The sequence below is a fragment of the Pseudomonas sp. Kh14 genome, from assembly GCF_900291005.1.
GTDB classification, from domain to species: domain Bacteria; phylum Pseudomonadota; class Gammaproteobacteria; order Pseudomonadales; family Pseudomonadaceae; genus Aquipseudomonas; species Aquipseudomonas alloputida.
The window spans coordinates 70,035-85,196 of the sequence record NZ_OLKJ01000004.1 but is presented as its reverse complement, the minus strand read 5'-3'; the positions used below and the strand labels follow the sequence as shown (position 1 = coordinate 85,196).

The following is a 15,162-nucleotide window of genomic DNA, read 5'->3' as shown; positions in this document are numbered from 1 at the left end:
AGTATTTTTAAGTGAGCGAACTCATTCGCGTACCTGACATCGGCAGCGGTGAAGGTGAAATCATCGAGCTGTTCGTCAAGGTCGGTGATCGTATCGAGGCTGACCAGAGCCTGCTGACCCTGGAGTCCGACAAGGCCTCCATGGAGATCCCGGCGCCCAAGGCCGGCGTCATCAAGGAGCTGAAGGTCAAGCTGGGCGACCGCCTGAAAGAAGGCGACGAGCTGCTGGTCCTGGAAGCCGAGGGCGCCGCTGCTGCAGCCCCTGAGGCACCGGCCGCTGCCGCAGCTCCGGCTGCGGCGCCAGCGCCAGCCGCTGAAGCCGCTCCTGCTGCTCCAGCCGCAGCCCCGGCTGCCGCCAGCGTGCAGGACATCCATGTGCCGGACATCGGTTCGTCGGGCAAGGCCAAGATCATCGAAGTGCTGGTCAAAGTCGGCGACACCGTCGAAGCCGACCAGTCGCTGATTACCCTGGAGTCCGACAAGGCCTCCATGGAAATCCCGTCGCCGGCCGCCGGCGTGGTCGAAGAAGTGCTGTGCAAGCTGGAAGACGAAGTCGGCACTGGCGACCTGATCTTCAAGCTGAAAGTGGCGGGTGCCGCCCCGGCTGCCGCGCCGGCACCGGCTGCTGCTCCTGCACCAGCCAAGGCTGAGGCTGCTCCGGCTGCCGCACCTGCCGCTGCCGCCCCGGCTGCTGCCCCTGCACCGGCTGCTACCGCACCGGCCGCTGGCAGCAATGCCAAGGTTCACGCAGGCCCCGCTGTTCGTCAGCTGGCCCGTGAATTCGGTGTCGAGCTGGGTGCAGTTGCTGCCACCGGCCCGCACGGTCGCATCCTGAAAGAAGACGTGCAGGTCTACGTCAAGGCCATGATGCAGAAGGCCAAGGAAGCGCCGGCAGCCGCCGGTGCGACCGGTGGTGCTGGCATCCCGCCGATCCCTGCCGTGGACTTCAGCAAGTTCGGTGAAGTGGAAGAAGTGGCCCTGACCCGCCTGATGCAGGTCGGTGCTGCCAACCTGCACCGCAGCTGGCTCAACGTGCCGCACGTGACCCAGTTCGACTCTGCCGACATCACCGAGCTGGAAGCCTTCCGCGTTGCGCAGAAGGCCGTGGCCGAGAAGGCTGGGGTGAAGCTGACCGTGCTGCCACTGCTGCTCAAGGCCTGCGCCTTCCTGCTCAAGGAACTGCCGGACTTCAACAGCTCGCTGGCGCCAAGCGGCAAGGCCATCATCCGCAAGAAGTACGTGCACATCGGCTTCGCCGTGGACACCCCGGACGGCCTGCTGGTCCCTGTGATCAAGAACGTCGACCAGAAGAGCCTGCTGCAACTGGCTGCCGAAGCCGCTGCACTGGCCGAGAAGGCGCGCACCAAGAAGCTGTCGGCTGACGAGATGCAAGGCGCTTGCTTCACCATCTCCAGCCTCGGCCACATTGGCGGCACCGGCTTCACGCCGATCGTCAATGCGCCGGAAGTGGCTATCCTGGGCGTCTCCAAGGCGACCATGCAGCCAGTCTGGGATGGCAAGGCCTTCCAGCCAAAGCTGATGCTGCCGCTGTCGCTGTCCTACGATCACCGTGTGATCAACGGCGCTGCCGCCGCGCGCTTCACCAAGCGCCTGGGCGACGTGCTGGGCGATATCCGCACCATGCTGCTGTAAGCCAGCACACTGCCCCTCCTTGCGAGGGGCAGTACCCTTTTCGAGCTGCCACGCTCGTACCTCAACCCCGTCGAATGGCGGGGCTTTTTTTTGCCTGGAAAAAGCTCGGAGGGCTTCGCCCTCCTTTCGCGACACAAGGCCGCCCCCCAGGCAATCGCAGTCTATTGTGGGAGCGGCCTTGTGTCGCGATGGGCCGCAAAGCGGCCCCAAAATCTCCAGCCAAACTACAGAATCGGCCACGTCAGCCGATAACCTGTCCACAGCATCAAGCATGGCCGCTTGCCAGTCCTCGGGACATGATGCAACCTTGCCAAATCCGCCGCAGCCACAAGGCAGCGTTCCCTCTTCAAGCGAGTCTTCGATGAAAAGCCAACCCGATGCCGCCAGCCGTGTGGCGGCCGAGGTCGTGACACAGTTACCCGTGCCCTCGCGGCTCGGCATGCTGCGTTTCGAAAGGCTCAACGAAGCCAGCTGGGCCATGCTCTACCTTGACCCAGCCTGTGAGCGCCAGTTCGGCCTGCAAACCGGCGAGCTGTGTGCCCTGATTGACGCGCCCTACGCCAGCCTGATGGAACCCGAAGCACGCTACCGGCTGCACGACGAAATCCAGTTGCAACTGGCCCAGCGCGGCTACTACCGCGTGCGCTACACCCTGCACACACCGAGCACCTCGCTGCGCCTGCTGGAAGCGGGTGAAGCCTACAAGCAACACAACCGTCAGCTGTTGCGCGGCTACCTGAGCGTGCTCGACGACCAGCAGGAAGAGACCGGCGAAACCGGCGCCAGCGACCTGGAGTCACGCAACAACCGCCTGCAGCTGGCCCTGCAGCTGAACCAGCGCACGCAGCAAGAACAGTTGGAGCACCTGGAGCGGGTGCGCGGCCAGCAGGACCTTATCCTGCGCCTCGCCCGCCATCGCTACAGCGCGGACAACTCGCTACTCGAAGCGGCCCAGCTGATCACCCAGAGCGCCTGCGAAATCTACAAGGTCGACTGCGCCAGCATCTGGCACCTGGAAGACCAACGCCTGGAACCGATCATCGCCTGGTACCGCGACGCACAGGAGCACCGCCAGCCCGAAGCCATTGATGCCAGCCGCTTCCCCGACTACCTGGATGCACTGCACGCAAGTCGCGCCATCGACGCTCACAACGCCGGCCACGACCCGCGCACCCGCGCCCTGGCGCAAAGCATGCGCCCGGAAAACAAGGCCATGCTCGACGCCAGCATCCGCGTCGATGGCCAGGTGATCGGCGTGTTGTGCCTGGAGCAAAGCGGCCAGCCAAGGGCCTGGCAGTCGGACGAGATTGCCTTTGCCGGTGAGCTGGCCGACCAGTTCGCCCAAGTGATCACAAACCACAAACGACGGGCCGCGGCCAGCGCCCTGCACCTGTTCCAGCGTGCGGTCGAGCAGAGCGCCAGTGCCTTCCTGCTGGTGAACCGCGACGGCCGGGTGGAGTACGTCAACCCCAGCTTCACTGCCATCACCCAGTACAGTACCGACGAAGTGCAGGGCCGCCAGTTGGGTGAGCTACCGGCACTGGAGAATCTCAGCGAACTGCTGTTCGACTCGCCGTCGAGCCTGGCCATGGGCAACAGTTGGCAGGGCGAGTTCAAGAGCCGGCGCAAAAACCTGGAGCCGTACTGGGGCCAGTTGTCGATTTCCAAGGTGTACGGTGACAACCGTGAGCTGACCCACTACATCGGCATCTACGAAGACGTCACCCAGACCAAGCTGGCCCAGCAACGCATCGAGCGCCTGGCTTACACCGACAACCTCACCAACCTGGGCAACCGCCCGGCGTTCATCCGCAGCCTGGACGAGCGCTTCGCCCGCGATGGCGAAAGCTCGATGTGCCTGCTGCTGGTGGACATCGACAACTTCAAGCGCATCAACGACAGCCTTGGCCACCAGACCGGCGACAAGCTGTTGATCAGCCTGGCCAGGCGTCTGCGCAACAGCCTGCACAGCGGTGGCATCCTGGCGCGCTTTGCCAGTAACGAGTTCGCCGTGCTGCTCGACGACACCAGCCTTGAAGATGGCCAAGGCGTCGCCCAGCAGTTGCTGTGCACCCTCGACAAACCGATGTTCGTCGACAACCAGCTGATCAACGTCACCGCCTCGGTAGGCCTGGCCTGTGCACCGTTGCACGGTGTCGACCCGGCCAGCCTGATGAAGAATGCCGGCCTTGCATTGCACAAGGCCAAGGCCAACGGTAAACACCAGGTACAGGTGTTTACCGAAGTGCTCAATGCCGAAGCCAGCTACAAGCTGTTCGTCGAAAACAACCTGCGCCGTGCCCTGACCCAGAACGAGCTGGACGTGTTCTACCAGCCCAAGCTGTGCCTGCGCAGCGGTCGCCTGCTGGGCCTGGAAGCGCTGCTGCGCTGGAACCACCCCGAACGCGGCATGATCCGCCCGGACCAGTTCATCAGCGTGGCCGAGGAAACCGGCCTGATCATCCCTATCGGCAAATGGGTGGTGCGCCAGGCGTGCTGCATGAGCCAGCAACTGCGCAAGGCCGGCCTGGGCAACCTGCATGTAGCCATCAACCTGTCGCCCAAACAGTTCTCCGACCCGGACCTGGTGGCATCAATCAGCACCATCCTCAAGGAAGAAGCCCTGCCCCCGCACCTGCTGGAGCTGGAGCTGACCGAAGGCCTGCTGCTGGAAGCCAGCGAAGACACCCACCGCCAGCTGGACGAACTGAAGGCCCTGGGTCTGACCTTGGCCATGGACGACTTCGGCACCGGTTATTCGTCGCTGAGCTACCTGAAGAAGTTTCCGATCGACATCCTCAAGATCGATCGCAGCTTCATCAACGAAATCCCCGACAACCAGGACGACATGGAAATCACCTCGGCGGTGGTGGCCATGGCCCACAACCTGAAGCTGAAGGTGGTGGCCGAAGGGATCGAGACGCCGGAGCAGCTGGCATTCCTGCGCCGTCACCGCTGCGACGTGGGCCAGGGCTACCTGTTCGACCGGCCGATTCCCGGGCGCGAACTGGCCGAGCGGCTGAAGCGCTATCCGCGTGGCCCGGTGGCCTGACAGCTGCGTAATCCTCGGGCACTATAGAAGCCATTCGGGCCCTTTCGCGGGCACGCCCGCTCCCACAGAAACACCACAACCTTTGAAACCTGTGCTGTACCTGTGGGAGCGGGCATGCCCGCGAAGGCCCAAACCCCTACCCCACTGAATAAACACAGAGGAACGGCCATGGTCCTGCGTTCGGAAATCCTGGTGAACAAAAACGTCATGCCCACTGCGGAACAGGCACTGCCTGGCCGCGACACGCCAATGAGCCTGCCCGAGTTCCACTACGTCTTCAAAGACACCCCACTGCTCGGCCCGTTCTTCGAAGGCGCCATCGACTTCGCCATCTTCGGCCTGGGCTGTTTCTGGGGCGCGGAGCGCCGCTTCTGGCAGCGTGAAGGTGTGGTCAGCACCGTGGTCGGCTACGCCGGCGGCTTCACCCCGCATCCTACTTACGAAGAAGTCTGCTCGGGCCTGACCGGCCACACCGAAGTGGTGCTGGTGGTGTTCGACAAGGACAAGGTCAGCTACCGCGAACTGCTGGCAATGTTCTGGGAGCTGCACAACCCCACCCAAGGCATGCGCCAGGGCAACGACATCGGCACCCAGTACCGCTCGGCCATCTACTGCACCAGCCCGGAACAGCTGGAACAGGCCAAGGCCAGCCGCGACGCCTACCAGGCCGAGCTGAGCAAGGCCGGCTTCGGTGAGATCACCACCGAAATCGACCAGGCACCGACGGTATATTTCGCCGAGGCCTACCACCAGCAGTACCTGGCCAAGAACCCGGACGGCTACTGCGGCATCGGCGGCACCGGCGTGTGCCTGCCACCCAGCCTGCAAGGTAACTGAAGCATGAGCACGATGACCCTGTTCCACTCGCCGTTGTCGCCTTTCGTGCGCAAGGTCATGGTGGTGTTGCACGAGACCGGCCAGCTTGAGCGTGTGCAGCTGCAGCCGGTGAACATCAGCCCGGTGAGCGGCGACCCGCAGCTCAACCTGGACAACCCGATCGGCAAGATCCCAGCCTTGCGCCTGGAAGACGGCACCGTGCTGCATGACAGCCGGGTAATCTGCGAGTACCTCGACATGCAGCACGTTGGCTTGCCGCTGCTGCCACGAGAAGGCTCGGCGCGCTGGCGTCGCATGACCTTGGTCTCACAGGCCGATGCGATCATGGATGCGGCGGTGTCGAGCCGTTATGAGAGCTTCCTGCGGCCAGAAGACAAGCGCTGGGATGGCTGGCTGCAGGCGCAGGGTGACAAGATCCGCCGGAGCCTGGCCAACCTTGAGCAGGAGCACTTGCCGGAGCTGATTTCCGGCTTCGACCTGGCGGCGATTGGCGTGGCCTGTGCGCTGGGCTATCTGGATTTGCGTCAGCCCGGGTTTGGCTGGCGTGAGCGCCAGCCTGGGTTGGCGGCGTGGTATGCCGAGGTGGTCAAGCGGCCATCGATGGTCGCTACAGCGCCAGTGGCCTGACAGGGCCCCTTCGCGGGTAAACCCGCTCCTACAGGTTTTCCACAGTGTTCGCTATCTGTGGTGGGCTTGTGGGAGCGGGCGTGCCCGCGAAGGCCTCACCTCGGTATCACAGGAAACAACAGCCCGATCCTGAGCGCCAACCAGCGCCCGATCTCTCTATCCTCCCTCATGCCGCCCTCCCCACACGCGCCCAGTCCAGCCGCCGGGTCAGCACCATGAACACCCCAAGCAAGCAGAAACACAACAGCGACCCCATCAGCAGCGCATAGTCTTCGGCACTCAGCAGCCCGTAGAGCAGCGCGTACAACGCCGCCAAACCCGCAGCAAAACCCACCCCTCGCCCCAGGCTGCGCAACACATGGCTCAGGTAGAAGCCGATCAGCAGCACACACGCCGAAGCTGACAACCCATAGGCCAGGCCAAAGCCAATGTGCTCGGACAACGACAACAGCAGCAGATAGAAGAACGCCAGCGCCACGCCCACCAGGATGTACTGCACCGGGTGCACACTCAGGTTCTTCATTACCTCGAACAGGAAAAAGCCGGCAAAGGTCAGGGCAATGAACAACAACGCGTATTTGATTGCCCGCTCACTCTTCAGATATTGGTCCACCGGGTCAACGAAGCTCACGCCGAAGGTGCGTTCACTGAAGTCTGCACACTGCCCACCGACAGCGCACTGGCGCAGGGCGTCTTCAAGGTTGGTAGCAAAGAACGAGGTCTGCCAGTGGGCGCTGAAGCCTTGAGCATCGATCTCGCGGCGGTTGGGCAGGTAACTGCCAACGAAGCTCGGGTGCGGCCAGTTGGCGCGCATGTTCACGCTGCTGGTACGGCCCACGGGTACCACGTGCAACTGGCCGGTACCTTGCAGCGCCAGGTCAAAGCCATAGCTGAACGCTCGCGCCTGTAGCCCGTCCAGCCCCGGCAGGCTGGCGTGCACGCCGCCGCGCATCCAGTCGAGCTGGGTGCCGGGCTCAAACGGCACTTTTTGCTCGTCCATGCTCAGCTCCAGAGCACTTTTGATACCGCGGATATCACTGATGCCCACCACCAGGAACGGCTTGTCGAAGCGGTAGTCGTCAAAGTCCTTGTCGATGCCCCAATGCGCCGGGAGCTTGAAGCGGCCGCTGATACGGCCTTTGGCGTGGAACAACCGCGCCTGGTAGATGCCGCGGGCGCGCAGTTCGGTGTCCACACCCAGGTCGGCGTCGAAGGTTTCCGGCAGGAAGTACAAGTGGCCGGTGATGGTGCTGGTTTCCTGGGTACGCGCACCGTCCTTTTCGATCCAGCGGCGCTGGTACTTGCGGTACGGTACCACCAGCAACGGGCCGCTGAGTTGCTGATCGAAGCTGGTGCTCTGGGCGATATCACGCAGCACGCCGTCGCGCATGGCCTGGCGGTCGTCAATCAGGCCGTTGATCAGCAGTAACGGGATGAGCAACAGCAACATCAGCATGGCGATCATGCCGAGTTTGAAACCGAGGGTCTTGTTCATGTGGCCTCCTGTGGCAGTGGGCGCAGTGTCTGCGCCTTGCGTGGAGGCTTTGTGGAGCGCGTGTGTGATTTACGTGTATTTGGGGTTGCTGTGCAGCCCCGGCTATCTCAGCTAATGCGCCGCAGCGGCAGCCATAACCGCACCCGTACCCCGCCATCGACGTTGTCCACCGCCAAGGCCCCGCCGTGCAGCTGCATCACCTCGGCCACGAAGTTCAGCCCCAGCCCGGTGCTCTTGCGCCCGCTCCCGGGCCGCGGCAGCGAGTAGAACCGCTCGCTGACCCGCCCGATGGCATAGGCCGGTATCGCTTGCCCCTGGTTGAACACACTCAACGCCACGCGTTCGCCAGCGCGCTCCAGGTCGAACAGCAGCGTGCCCCCTTCCGGGGTGAAGTCCAGTGCGTTGTCGAGCAGGTTGGCCAACGCCTGGCGCATCAGGAACGGATCGCAAAGCAAACGCAAAGTGGCAGGCACCCGCTGACGTACCTGCAAACCGGCGCCTTCGATACGCGCCGCATGGGCCAGCAGCAACTCATCGACCAACGCCGCCAGCGCCACCTGCTGCTCGTCCTCCAGCGCCTGCATCTGTTCGACCCTGGCCAGGTTGAGCAGCCGCTCGATCATCTGCTGCAAACGCTCGCTCTCGCGCTCGATATTGCCGGCAAAGCGCGCCCGCTGATCAGCGGGCATGTCCTCGCCCTGCAACAGCTCGGAAGCACCACGGATGGCCGCCAGCGGGCTTTTCAGCTCGTGAGTCAGGGTGTGCACGTAGCGCTCGACATAGGCCTTGCCTTCCAGCTGGGTGCGCATGCGTTCCACTGCCTGTGCCAGGTTCGCCAGCTCGCCGCCCTTGTAATGCGGAAGCTCCGCACGCTCACCTTCACTGACCGCCTGCGCATAACCTGCCAACTTGCGCAGCGAGCGCGCAAGCCACCACGACAGAGCCGCGCCGATCAGCAAGCCCAGGCCGATCAGCCCCAGCCCCAGGGTGAGCAGGCGCCGCTCGGAGCGGTCGATGTAGGGTTGTAATGAGCTATTGGGCTTGGCGACGGTGACGACGCCTATGATCTTGCCGTTGTCGATGATCGGCGCGCCAACGTGCATCACCGAGGTGCTTTCGTCGTTGGGGTCGCTGCGGGTGGAGCGGGCGCCATACTGGCCTCGCAGGGTCAGCAGCACGTCATTCCACTGCGAGTAATCCTTGCCCAGGGCCTCGCCACTGGAGTCCAACAACACGATGCCCTTGGCGTCAGTGACGTAGATGCGGTGGCTGACCTGGTTCTTGGCCAACCCCCAGATCTGTGCGCCCGGGCTGCGCGATCCGTAGGCCTCGAGCACCTCGGGCAGGCGGCCCTGGTTCAGGGTGCCGGCCTTGACGTCATCCCTCAGGATTTCTGCCAGCAGGTTGGCAGTGTCTACCAATGTTTCTTCGGAAGATTGGCGCACTACCGGGCGAATCTGTTCGCGTACGGTATTGAGCAAGAAGTAACCGGCCAAACCGACGAACAGGAAGTACACCAGGAAGATGCGGATACCCAAGCGCATCAGGCGTGCTCCGGGCTATAGCTGTAACCGAGGCCGCGATGGGTCTGGATCGGCTCGGCATCACCCGCTACCTGGCGCAGTTTGGCGCGCAGGCTCTTGATATGGCTGTCGATGGTGCGCTCATAGCCCACGTCGGAGGCCACGCCCAAAGCGTCGAGCAGCTGTTCGCGGCTGAACACCCGCTGCGGTTGTTCGAGCAGGCATTGCAGCAGGCGGAACTCATGCCGGGTCAGCGTGAGCGGCTGGCTGCGGTAGGTGATCTGCATGCGCAGGGTGTCGAGCTGGAACAAGGTGGTTCCGCCGGCAGCCTCGGCCCTCGGGGCCATGCGTTTGAGGATCGCCCGAACGCGCGCTGCCACTTCGCGAGGACTGAAAGGTTTTACCACGTAGTCGTCGGCGCCGATTTCCAGGCCTACTACGCGGTCGATTTCACCGTCCCGGGCGCTAAGAAACATCACCGGTACCTCGGTGAACCGGCGCAGCTGGCGACAGGTTTCGAAGCCACTGATGTCGGGCAGGCCGATGTCAAGGATGACCAGATCGGCCGGGCGCTGGCGCTGCTGGTCGAGGGCGGCACTGCCCAGGGTTACCCACTCGGTGCTGTGACCGTCGGCCTGCAGGGCGTAGACCAGGGTGTCGGCGATGGCAGCTTCGTCTTCGACGATGAGGATATGCGGCATGGCGTCCGGCCTTGCGATTTTGAAGGTTGGCAGTGTAGGAGCGGGCTTGCCCGCGAACACCGGCGAAGCCGGTGCCTGAGACCACATTATGTGTGTTCGCGGGCAAGCCCGCTCTACATTGTATGGCGCACGCTTCAGATCAACAGCCTGGCTTGCCAGCAGTGAACTTCTTCGCCGGGTTGACCGCCGCCTTGAACTCGCGCAGCGCCTTGGAACCCACCAGCAGCGGGTAGTTGAAGTTGCTGCGGTCCACCAGATTCACCTCGACGGTGCGCTTCACATCCCCCAGGCACAACTCCAGGTCGACCACCGGGCGCTTGGAGACCTCTGGCGCATCCCCTTCGTCCTCTTCATCGGCACGGCCCTTGATCTTGCTGATGCGCGAGACCTTGTGCTCGTACACCTTGCCGTCCGAGTCCTTGGTTGCCAGGCGGAAGCGCACCCACTCGTCGCCATCGCGGGTGAACAGCTCGATATCCTTGGCCGACAGCGACGCGGTGAAGGCGCCGGTGTCCATCTTGGCTTTCAGGGTTTCGCCCAGCTCGGGCAGGGCGATGTTCTCGTAACGGCCGTAGAGGGTGGGCTCGGCGGCCATTACCGGCAGCGCCAACAACGACAACAGGGCTAGCAGTGGTTTCACAGGCAGGCTTCCTTGGAAAGGGTCAGTGCTTAGACTGCACTGGCAAGATAGGTTCGCTTTCACAAGACTAAACAACATAACGTGAAACATTTGTTCCCGCCGCCGGGCATTGGACATTTGGCGTAGGCGACCGCCCTGCTTATCATTGCCAACCGTTTATCTCCCACAACAAGAGTCTCTTTATGCGTCGCCTGCTGACCGGCATTCTCACTACCACCCTGCTGCTGCTCAACACCGTGGTGTTGATCTGCCCGCTGCTGGTCTTCGCCCTGCTCAAGCTGGTGTTGCCAGGCCGTGGCCGCGACTACGCGTCGTGGGCGGTGATGTGGGTGGCCGAAACCTGGTCGGAAATCGACAAAGCCATCTTCGCCCTGTGCATCCCTACCCAGTGGGACATCCGCGGCGTGGAAAACCTGCGCAAAGACACCTCGTACCTGGCCGTGAGCAACCACCAGACCTGGGTCGACATCCCGGCGCTGATCGAAAGCCTCAACCGCCGTACACCGTTCTTCAAGTTCTTCCTGAAAAAGGAACTGATCTGGGTACCGTTGCTGGGCCTGGCCTGGTGGGGGCTGGATTACCCGTTCATGAAGCGCTACAGCAAGGCGTTTCTGGAAAAGCACCCGGAGCTCAAGGGCAAGGACCTGGAAATCACCAAGGCGGCTTGCGAGCTGTTCAAGCGCCAGCCGGTGACCGTGGTCAATTACCTGGAGGGCACCCGGTTTACCGAAGCCAAGCGCCAGGAGCAGCAGTCGCCGTATCGCTACCTGCTCAAGCCCAAGGCGGGTGGTGTGGCGTTTGTGCTCGCGGCATTGGGCGAACAGCTGGATGCCCTGCTGGATGTGACCATCGTGTACCCCGGTAATAAGGCGCCGGGGTTCTGGGACTTGCTCAATGGCAGCATTAGCCGGGTGATTATCGACATTCAGGTGCGGGAGCTGGACCCGGCGTTGTGGGCGGGGGATTACGAGAATGATCCTGAGTTCAGGCAGACGGTGCAGGCCTGGGTGAACCAGTTGTGGGTGGCGAAGGATCAGCGGATCGAGCAGCTGCGGGCGGAGATGGGCTGAGACCTCTGCCGCCTGAACTGGCCCATTCGCGGGTGAACCCGCTCCTACAACCGCTACATTCAGGCATGCCCCTTGTAGGAGCGGGTTCACCCACGAAGAGGCCGGACCAGCCATAGCCAGAATCCGATCAAAACCCAGGCTAATAATCAGCATAAGGATTACTTTTTTGTCTTCCCCCACCTAAGTGGATAAAAATCGACCACAGCACAACTACAAAAATGCCTGGATCGATCAATGGCCAACCCACCCAGCTCTAACTCCGCCCAGCTTCGCCGTGTTCTGGGCCTCCCCGCCCTGGTGTTCTTCGGCCTGGTGTACATGGTCCCGCTTACCATTTTCACCACCTACGGCATCGTCACCGAACTTACCGGTGGCCGCACCGCCGGCGCCTACCTGGTCACCCTGGTGGCCATGCTGTTCACCGCCGCGTCCTACAGCTTCATGGTCAAGCGCTTCCCGGTCGCGGGCTCGGCCTATTCCTATACCAACATGGCCTTCGGCCCTAATGTCGGCTTCCTGGCCGGCTGGTCGCTGTTGCTGGATTACCTTTTCCTGCCGATGATCAACTACCTGCTGATCGGCCTGTTTCTCAACATTGCGTTCCCCGCAGTGCCTGCCTGGGCCTTCGTGCTCGCATGCATCACTTTGGTGACAGTGCTGAACGTGGTCGGTATCAACTCGGTGGCCAAGACCAGCAACCTGATCGTCGGCGCGCAGATCGTGTTCATTGGCGTGTTTGTCGCGCTGTCCTGCCAGACATTGGCTGGCCAGCCGCTCGACCTGCTGTCGCCGCTAATCGGCGATGGCAGCAAACCTGGCTTTGGCCACCTGATGGCTGGCGCAGCGGTGTTGTGCTTGTCGTTCCTGGGCTTCGACGCCGTATCGACCCTGGCCGAAGAATGCCGCGACGCACGCCGCGACGTGCCACGGGCGATCATCCTCACCACCCTGTTCGCCGGGTTGCTGTTCACCGTGCTGGCTTACGTCAGCCAGTTGGTGCTGCCAGGCAGCAGCTTCGCCAATGCCGATGCAGCGGCCAACGAAGTGATGTTCAAGGCTGGCGGGCAGTTTCTCACCAACTTCTTCACCGCTGCTTATGTGGCGGGCAGCCTGGGTTCGGCGCTGGCCTCGCAGGCCGCGGTGTCGCGCATCCTGTTCACCATGGGGCGTGACAACGTGCTGCCACGGCGCAGCTTTGGTTACCTGTCGCCGCGCTTTGGTACGCCGGTGTTCGCCATTGCGCTGGTGTCGGCGTTCTCGCTGCTGGCGCTGGTAATCGACCTGTCTACCCTCGCCTCGCTGATCAGCTTTGGTGCGCTGGTGGCGTTTTCGGCGGTGAACCTGGCGGTGGTGAAAACGCACCTGATGGATGATGCCTCGCAGCGCAACTTCAAAGGCCTGCTGAGCTATGGTCTGGTGCCGCTGGTAGGGCTGGGGCTGACCTTGTGGCTGTGGACCAGCCTGTCGGCGCTGACACTGGTGATTGGCCTGTGCTGGTTTGCCTTGGGCCTTGCGTACCTGGCAGTTCTGACAGCAGGCTTCCGCCGCCCCGTCCGCCTGGTGGATTTCTCCGAAGCTGTCTGACCAGATGCAATTTCGCTTTTGTGGGGGCAGCCCTTTCGCGACACAAGGCCGCCCCTACAGAGCTCATCTCATGGCTTGAGGGCTGTCGCTAGAATCCTCAGACTGAAGGCTGGGCCAGTGGCGCTGGGGTAGTCCACAAACTCCCCAGATTCTGCAACAACGACCCGGCAATGCCCTGCTGCCCCAGATACTGCAGAATCAGTGGCGCAAACTGCCCGATCATCCCGGTATCCATCCCCAGCGCCTTGAACGCATTGTCCAGGTCGCTACGGCTTTCCACGTTGTTGCCCAGTGCGTTGCTCAACGCCGACTGGCTTTCGCTGTTCTTGCCGAGCAAATCCCCCAAACCACTCAACCCGCCCAGCGCATTTGCACCGGCCAGCAGGTCCAGGCCCGGCACCGCCTTGGTCAGTTGCCCATAGTCATCGCTGCTAAGGTTGTTGCGCGCCAGTCCCAGCATGGCTCCTGCCCCGCCTACCGCCTGCTCGGCGGTGATGTTCAACTGGCTACCCAGGGTGTTGAGCAGATTGGCCTGCGCTTCGGGTGCCTGTACCTGGCCTTGCTGTTGCTGGTTCTGCATGGCGGACACGGCGTTGGCGGCGTCGCTGAGGTTGAAGGCGAACACCGGGCTAGCGGCCAGGGTCATCAGGGTTGCCAAGGTGAATGCTTTCATCGGGATGGGACCTCGTGGCCGGGATGGCCGGGAAACGAGGGGTTTGACTCGTGGTTTGGGGTTTTGTTCCGACCGCTGATTACCTAGCAAAAATGCTAGTTGTACCATCCGGCAGCGGAGTGCAACGTACACACTCGGTGCAAAGTCTGAGGCTGGATAACATCATGGCTGAAAACGTAGACAGGAAGAATGAAAAAAATCGATCAAATACAATGCAGCCGGGAAAGGCGGCTAATCGATCCTCCATGTATTTTTACCAAACCGGTCAATTATCTAATGAGGTTTCTGCCCAAGGCAACCATAAGGCCCTGCGGGCTCTGGGATTACCAATTGCCCAAATAGAGCAGACGCAACCGACCAAAATATTACAGATCGACCGTTCTAATTCAATTATAGGTTTATCTCAAGACACCATAGCTTATTCGCCTTACGGCTATTCTGACGAACATGTCATGAAGTCGTTGCTGGCCTTCAACGGGCATCGGTGTGACCCGATATCTATGCTGTATCCTCTGGGAAATGGATATAGGTCGTTCAGCCCCTCCCTGATGCGCTTCTGCAGTCAGGACACAATGAGCCCATTCGGTAGGGGCGGCTTAAATTCTTATGCTTATTGCATGGCCGACCCTGTAAACAACACTGACCCTACTGGGCATTTCTTAGTATCGATTTTTAAGCGAAGTCCGATTTCAGCTTTCAATCACTACTCTAAGAAACTTGGGCAACTGAACATAAAAATAACCACGGTCAACGATAGAATCTCCCATTATGACAAGAAGCTCGGCGAGCTAAATGTCAAATTGAGATATTGGAAGAATGAAAGAAGGAATAATAACCACCCTGACAGACACGGGAACCAGCCATCACATGAGGTAGAATCCCTAAAAGTCAAGATAATGAACAACGAATTGAAGCGTAGCGCTGAGATAACCAAGCGGAATTATCTGGATGCTAAGCTCCGAACCAACATGGATAAGTTCATGCAGGCTCAAAATGCACTCTCAGCCTCAGTCTCCGCCACAGACAACAGCCTACCCGGATACCAAGCAGACTCCTTGCCACCAACTGATGAACAGGCGAGAGTTCGGCAAACCAATCAGACTCCAACCCACCGCGATTTCGTATTCCTTGGAAGCGGTTTCTGAAATGTAATCCCAAGCCTCTTAAGCCACTGCGATAATCAGGGCTGCATACTAGTCTCGGCCGGTCGCTTAGAAGTCAGCGACTGGCCTTGACAGGTCGACCAGAAAATCTCATGGCTTTAGCCTTCGATGGCCGTCATACCGAAAGACGAGATGAAAAAACCCC

The 15,162-nt window shown here is 61.5% G+C and carries 12 protein-coding genes; 7 read left to right on the top strand and 5 right to left on the bottom strand.

Translation table 11 applies throughout. The annotated features are described in order from the left end of the window. Positions 1-11: 11 nt before the first annotated feature. From aceF to FQ668_RS00935, 4 genes are all read left to right on the top strand, one after another. A complete protein-coding gene (gene aceF / locus FQ668_RS00950) occupies positions 12-1,652 on the top strand; it encodes a dihydrolipoyllysine-residue acetyltransferase (RefSeq protein WP_003255652.1) in 1,641 nt (546 codons plus the stop codon). 361 nt (positions 1,653-2,013) lie between these two features. Beyond that, entirely contained in the window at positions 2,014-4,704 is a 2,691-nt protein-coding gene (locus tag FQ668_RS00945) for a bifunctional diguanylate cyclase/phosphodiesterase (protein ID WP_014589401.1), read from the top strand. Between the two features lie 168 nt (positions 4,705-4,872). Then, the gene (msrA, locus tag FQ668_RS00940) at positions 4,873-5,541 is read left to right on the top strand and encodes a peptide-methionine (S)-S-oxide reductase MsrA (protein ID WP_014589400.1); all 669 of its coding nucleotides are present in this window, start codon (positions 4,873-4,875) and stop codon (positions 5,539-5,541) included. Between the two features lie 3 nt (positions 5,542-5,544). Further along, entirely contained in the window at positions 5,545-6,168 is a 624-nt protein-coding gene (locus FQ668_RS00935; protein ID WP_019437095.1) for a glutathione S-transferase, read from the top strand. A gap of 166 nt (positions 6,169-6,334) precedes the next feature. On the opposite strand, the gene creD is transcribed toward FQ668_RS00935, so the two are convergent. From creD to FQ668_RS00915, 4 genes are all read right to left on the bottom strand, one after another. Continuing rightward, a complete protein-coding gene (gene creD / locus FQ668_RS00930) occupies positions 6,335-7,663 on the bottom strand; it encodes a cell envelope integrity protein CreD (RefSeq protein WP_076402457.1) in 1,329 nt (442 codons plus the stop codon). Positions 7,664-7,770: 107 nt separating this feature from the next. Then, a complete protein-coding gene (gene creC / locus FQ668_RS00925) occupies positions 7,771-9,207 on the bottom strand; it encodes a two-component system sensor histidine kinase CreC (RefSeq protein WP_014589397.1) in 1,437 nt (478 codons plus the stop codon). Then, positions 9,207-9,887: a two-component system response regulator CreB gene (gene creB, locus FQ668_RS00920; protein ID WP_019437093.1), complete on the bottom strand. Its 681-nt coding sequence runs from the start codon at positions 9,885-9,887 to the stop codon at positions 9,207-9,209. The genes creC and creB overlap by 1 nt, the downstream gene beginning before the upstream one ends. Before the next feature lie 139 nt (positions 9,888-10,026). After that, positions 10,027-10,527 (bottom strand): ATP-dependent zinc protease, encoded by a 501-nt coding sequence (locus tag FQ668_RS00915; RefSeq protein WP_014589395.1) that lies wholly within the window; start codon positions 10,525-10,527, stop codon positions 10,027-10,029. 182 nt (positions 10,528-10,709) lie between these two features. Between FQ668_RS00915 and FQ668_RS00910 the strand changes: the two genes are divergently transcribed. Together FQ668_RS00910 and FQ668_RS00905 are read left to right on the top strand one after the other, a co-directional pair. Continuing rightward, positions 10,710-11,597 (top strand): acyltransferase, encoded by an 888-nt coding sequence (locus tag FQ668_RS00910; RefSeq protein WP_014589394.1) that lies wholly within the window; start codon positions 10,710-10,712, stop codon positions 11,595-11,597. Between the two features lie 234 nt (positions 11,598-11,831). Beyond that, complete coding sequence (locus FQ668_RS00905; protein ID WP_119714214.1) at positions 11,832-13,181, top strand: APC family permease; 1,350 nt, start codon at positions 11,832-11,834, stop codon at positions 13,179-13,181. Positions 13,182-13,278: 97 nt separating this feature from the next. On the opposite strand, the gene FQ668_RS00900 is transcribed toward FQ668_RS00905, so the two are convergent. Then, on the bottom strand, positions 13,279-13,854 hold the full coding sequence (locus tag FQ668_RS00900; RefSeq protein WP_144179827.1) for a DUF2780 domain-containing protein: 576 nt from the start codon (positions 13,852-13,854) through the stop codon (positions 13,279-13,281). Between the two features lie 164 nt (positions 13,855-14,018). Between FQ668_RS00900 and FQ668_RS00895 the strand changes: the two genes are divergently transcribed. After that, the gene (locus FQ668_RS00895; protein WP_230678090.1) at positions 14,019-14,999 is read left to right on the top strand and encodes an RHS repeat-associated core domain-containing protein; all 981 of its coding nucleotides are present in this window, start codon (positions 14,019-14,021) and stop codon (positions 14,997-14,999) included. Positions 15,000-15,162: the final 163 nt, after the last annotated feature.

Coding starts and splice junctions, on each gene's coding strand:
- FQ668_RS00945 (WP_014589401.1), top strand. CDS start 2,014: ATGAAAAGCCAACCCGATGCCGCCAGCCGTGTGGCGGCCGAGGTCGTG.
- msrA (WP_014589400.1), top strand. CDS start 4,873: ATGGTCCTGCGTTCGGAAATCCTGGTGAACAAAAACGTCATGCCCACT.
- FQ668_RS00935 (WP_019437095.1), top strand. CDS start 5,545: ATGAGCACGATGACCCTGTTCCACTCGCCGTTGTCGCCTTTCGTGCGC.
- creD (WP_076402457.1), bottom strand. CDS start 7,663: ATGAACAAGACCCTCGGTTTCAAACTCGGCATGATCGCCATGCTGATG.
- creC (WP_014589397.1), bottom strand. CDS start 9,207: ATGCGCTTGGGTATCCGCATCTTCCTGGTGTACTTCCTGTTCGTCGGT.
- creB (WP_019437093.1), bottom strand. CDS start 9,887: ATGCCGCATATCCTCATCGTCGAAGACGAAGCTGCCATCGCCGACACC.
- FQ668_RS00910 (WP_014589394.1), top strand. CDS start 10,710: ATGCGTCGCCTGCTGACCGGCATTCTCACTACCACCCTGCTGCTGCTC.
- FQ668_RS00905 (WP_119714214.1), top strand. CDS start 11,832: ATGGCCAACCCACCCAGCTCTAACTCCGCCCAGCTTCGCCGTGTTCTG.
- FQ668_RS00900 (WP_144179827.1), bottom strand. CDS start 13,854: ATGAAAGCATTCACCTTGGCAACCCTGATGACCCTGGCCGCTAGCCCG.
- FQ668_RS00895 (WP_230678090.1), top strand. CDS start 14,019: ATGGCTGAAAACGTAGACAGGAAGAATGAAAAAAATCGATCAAATACA.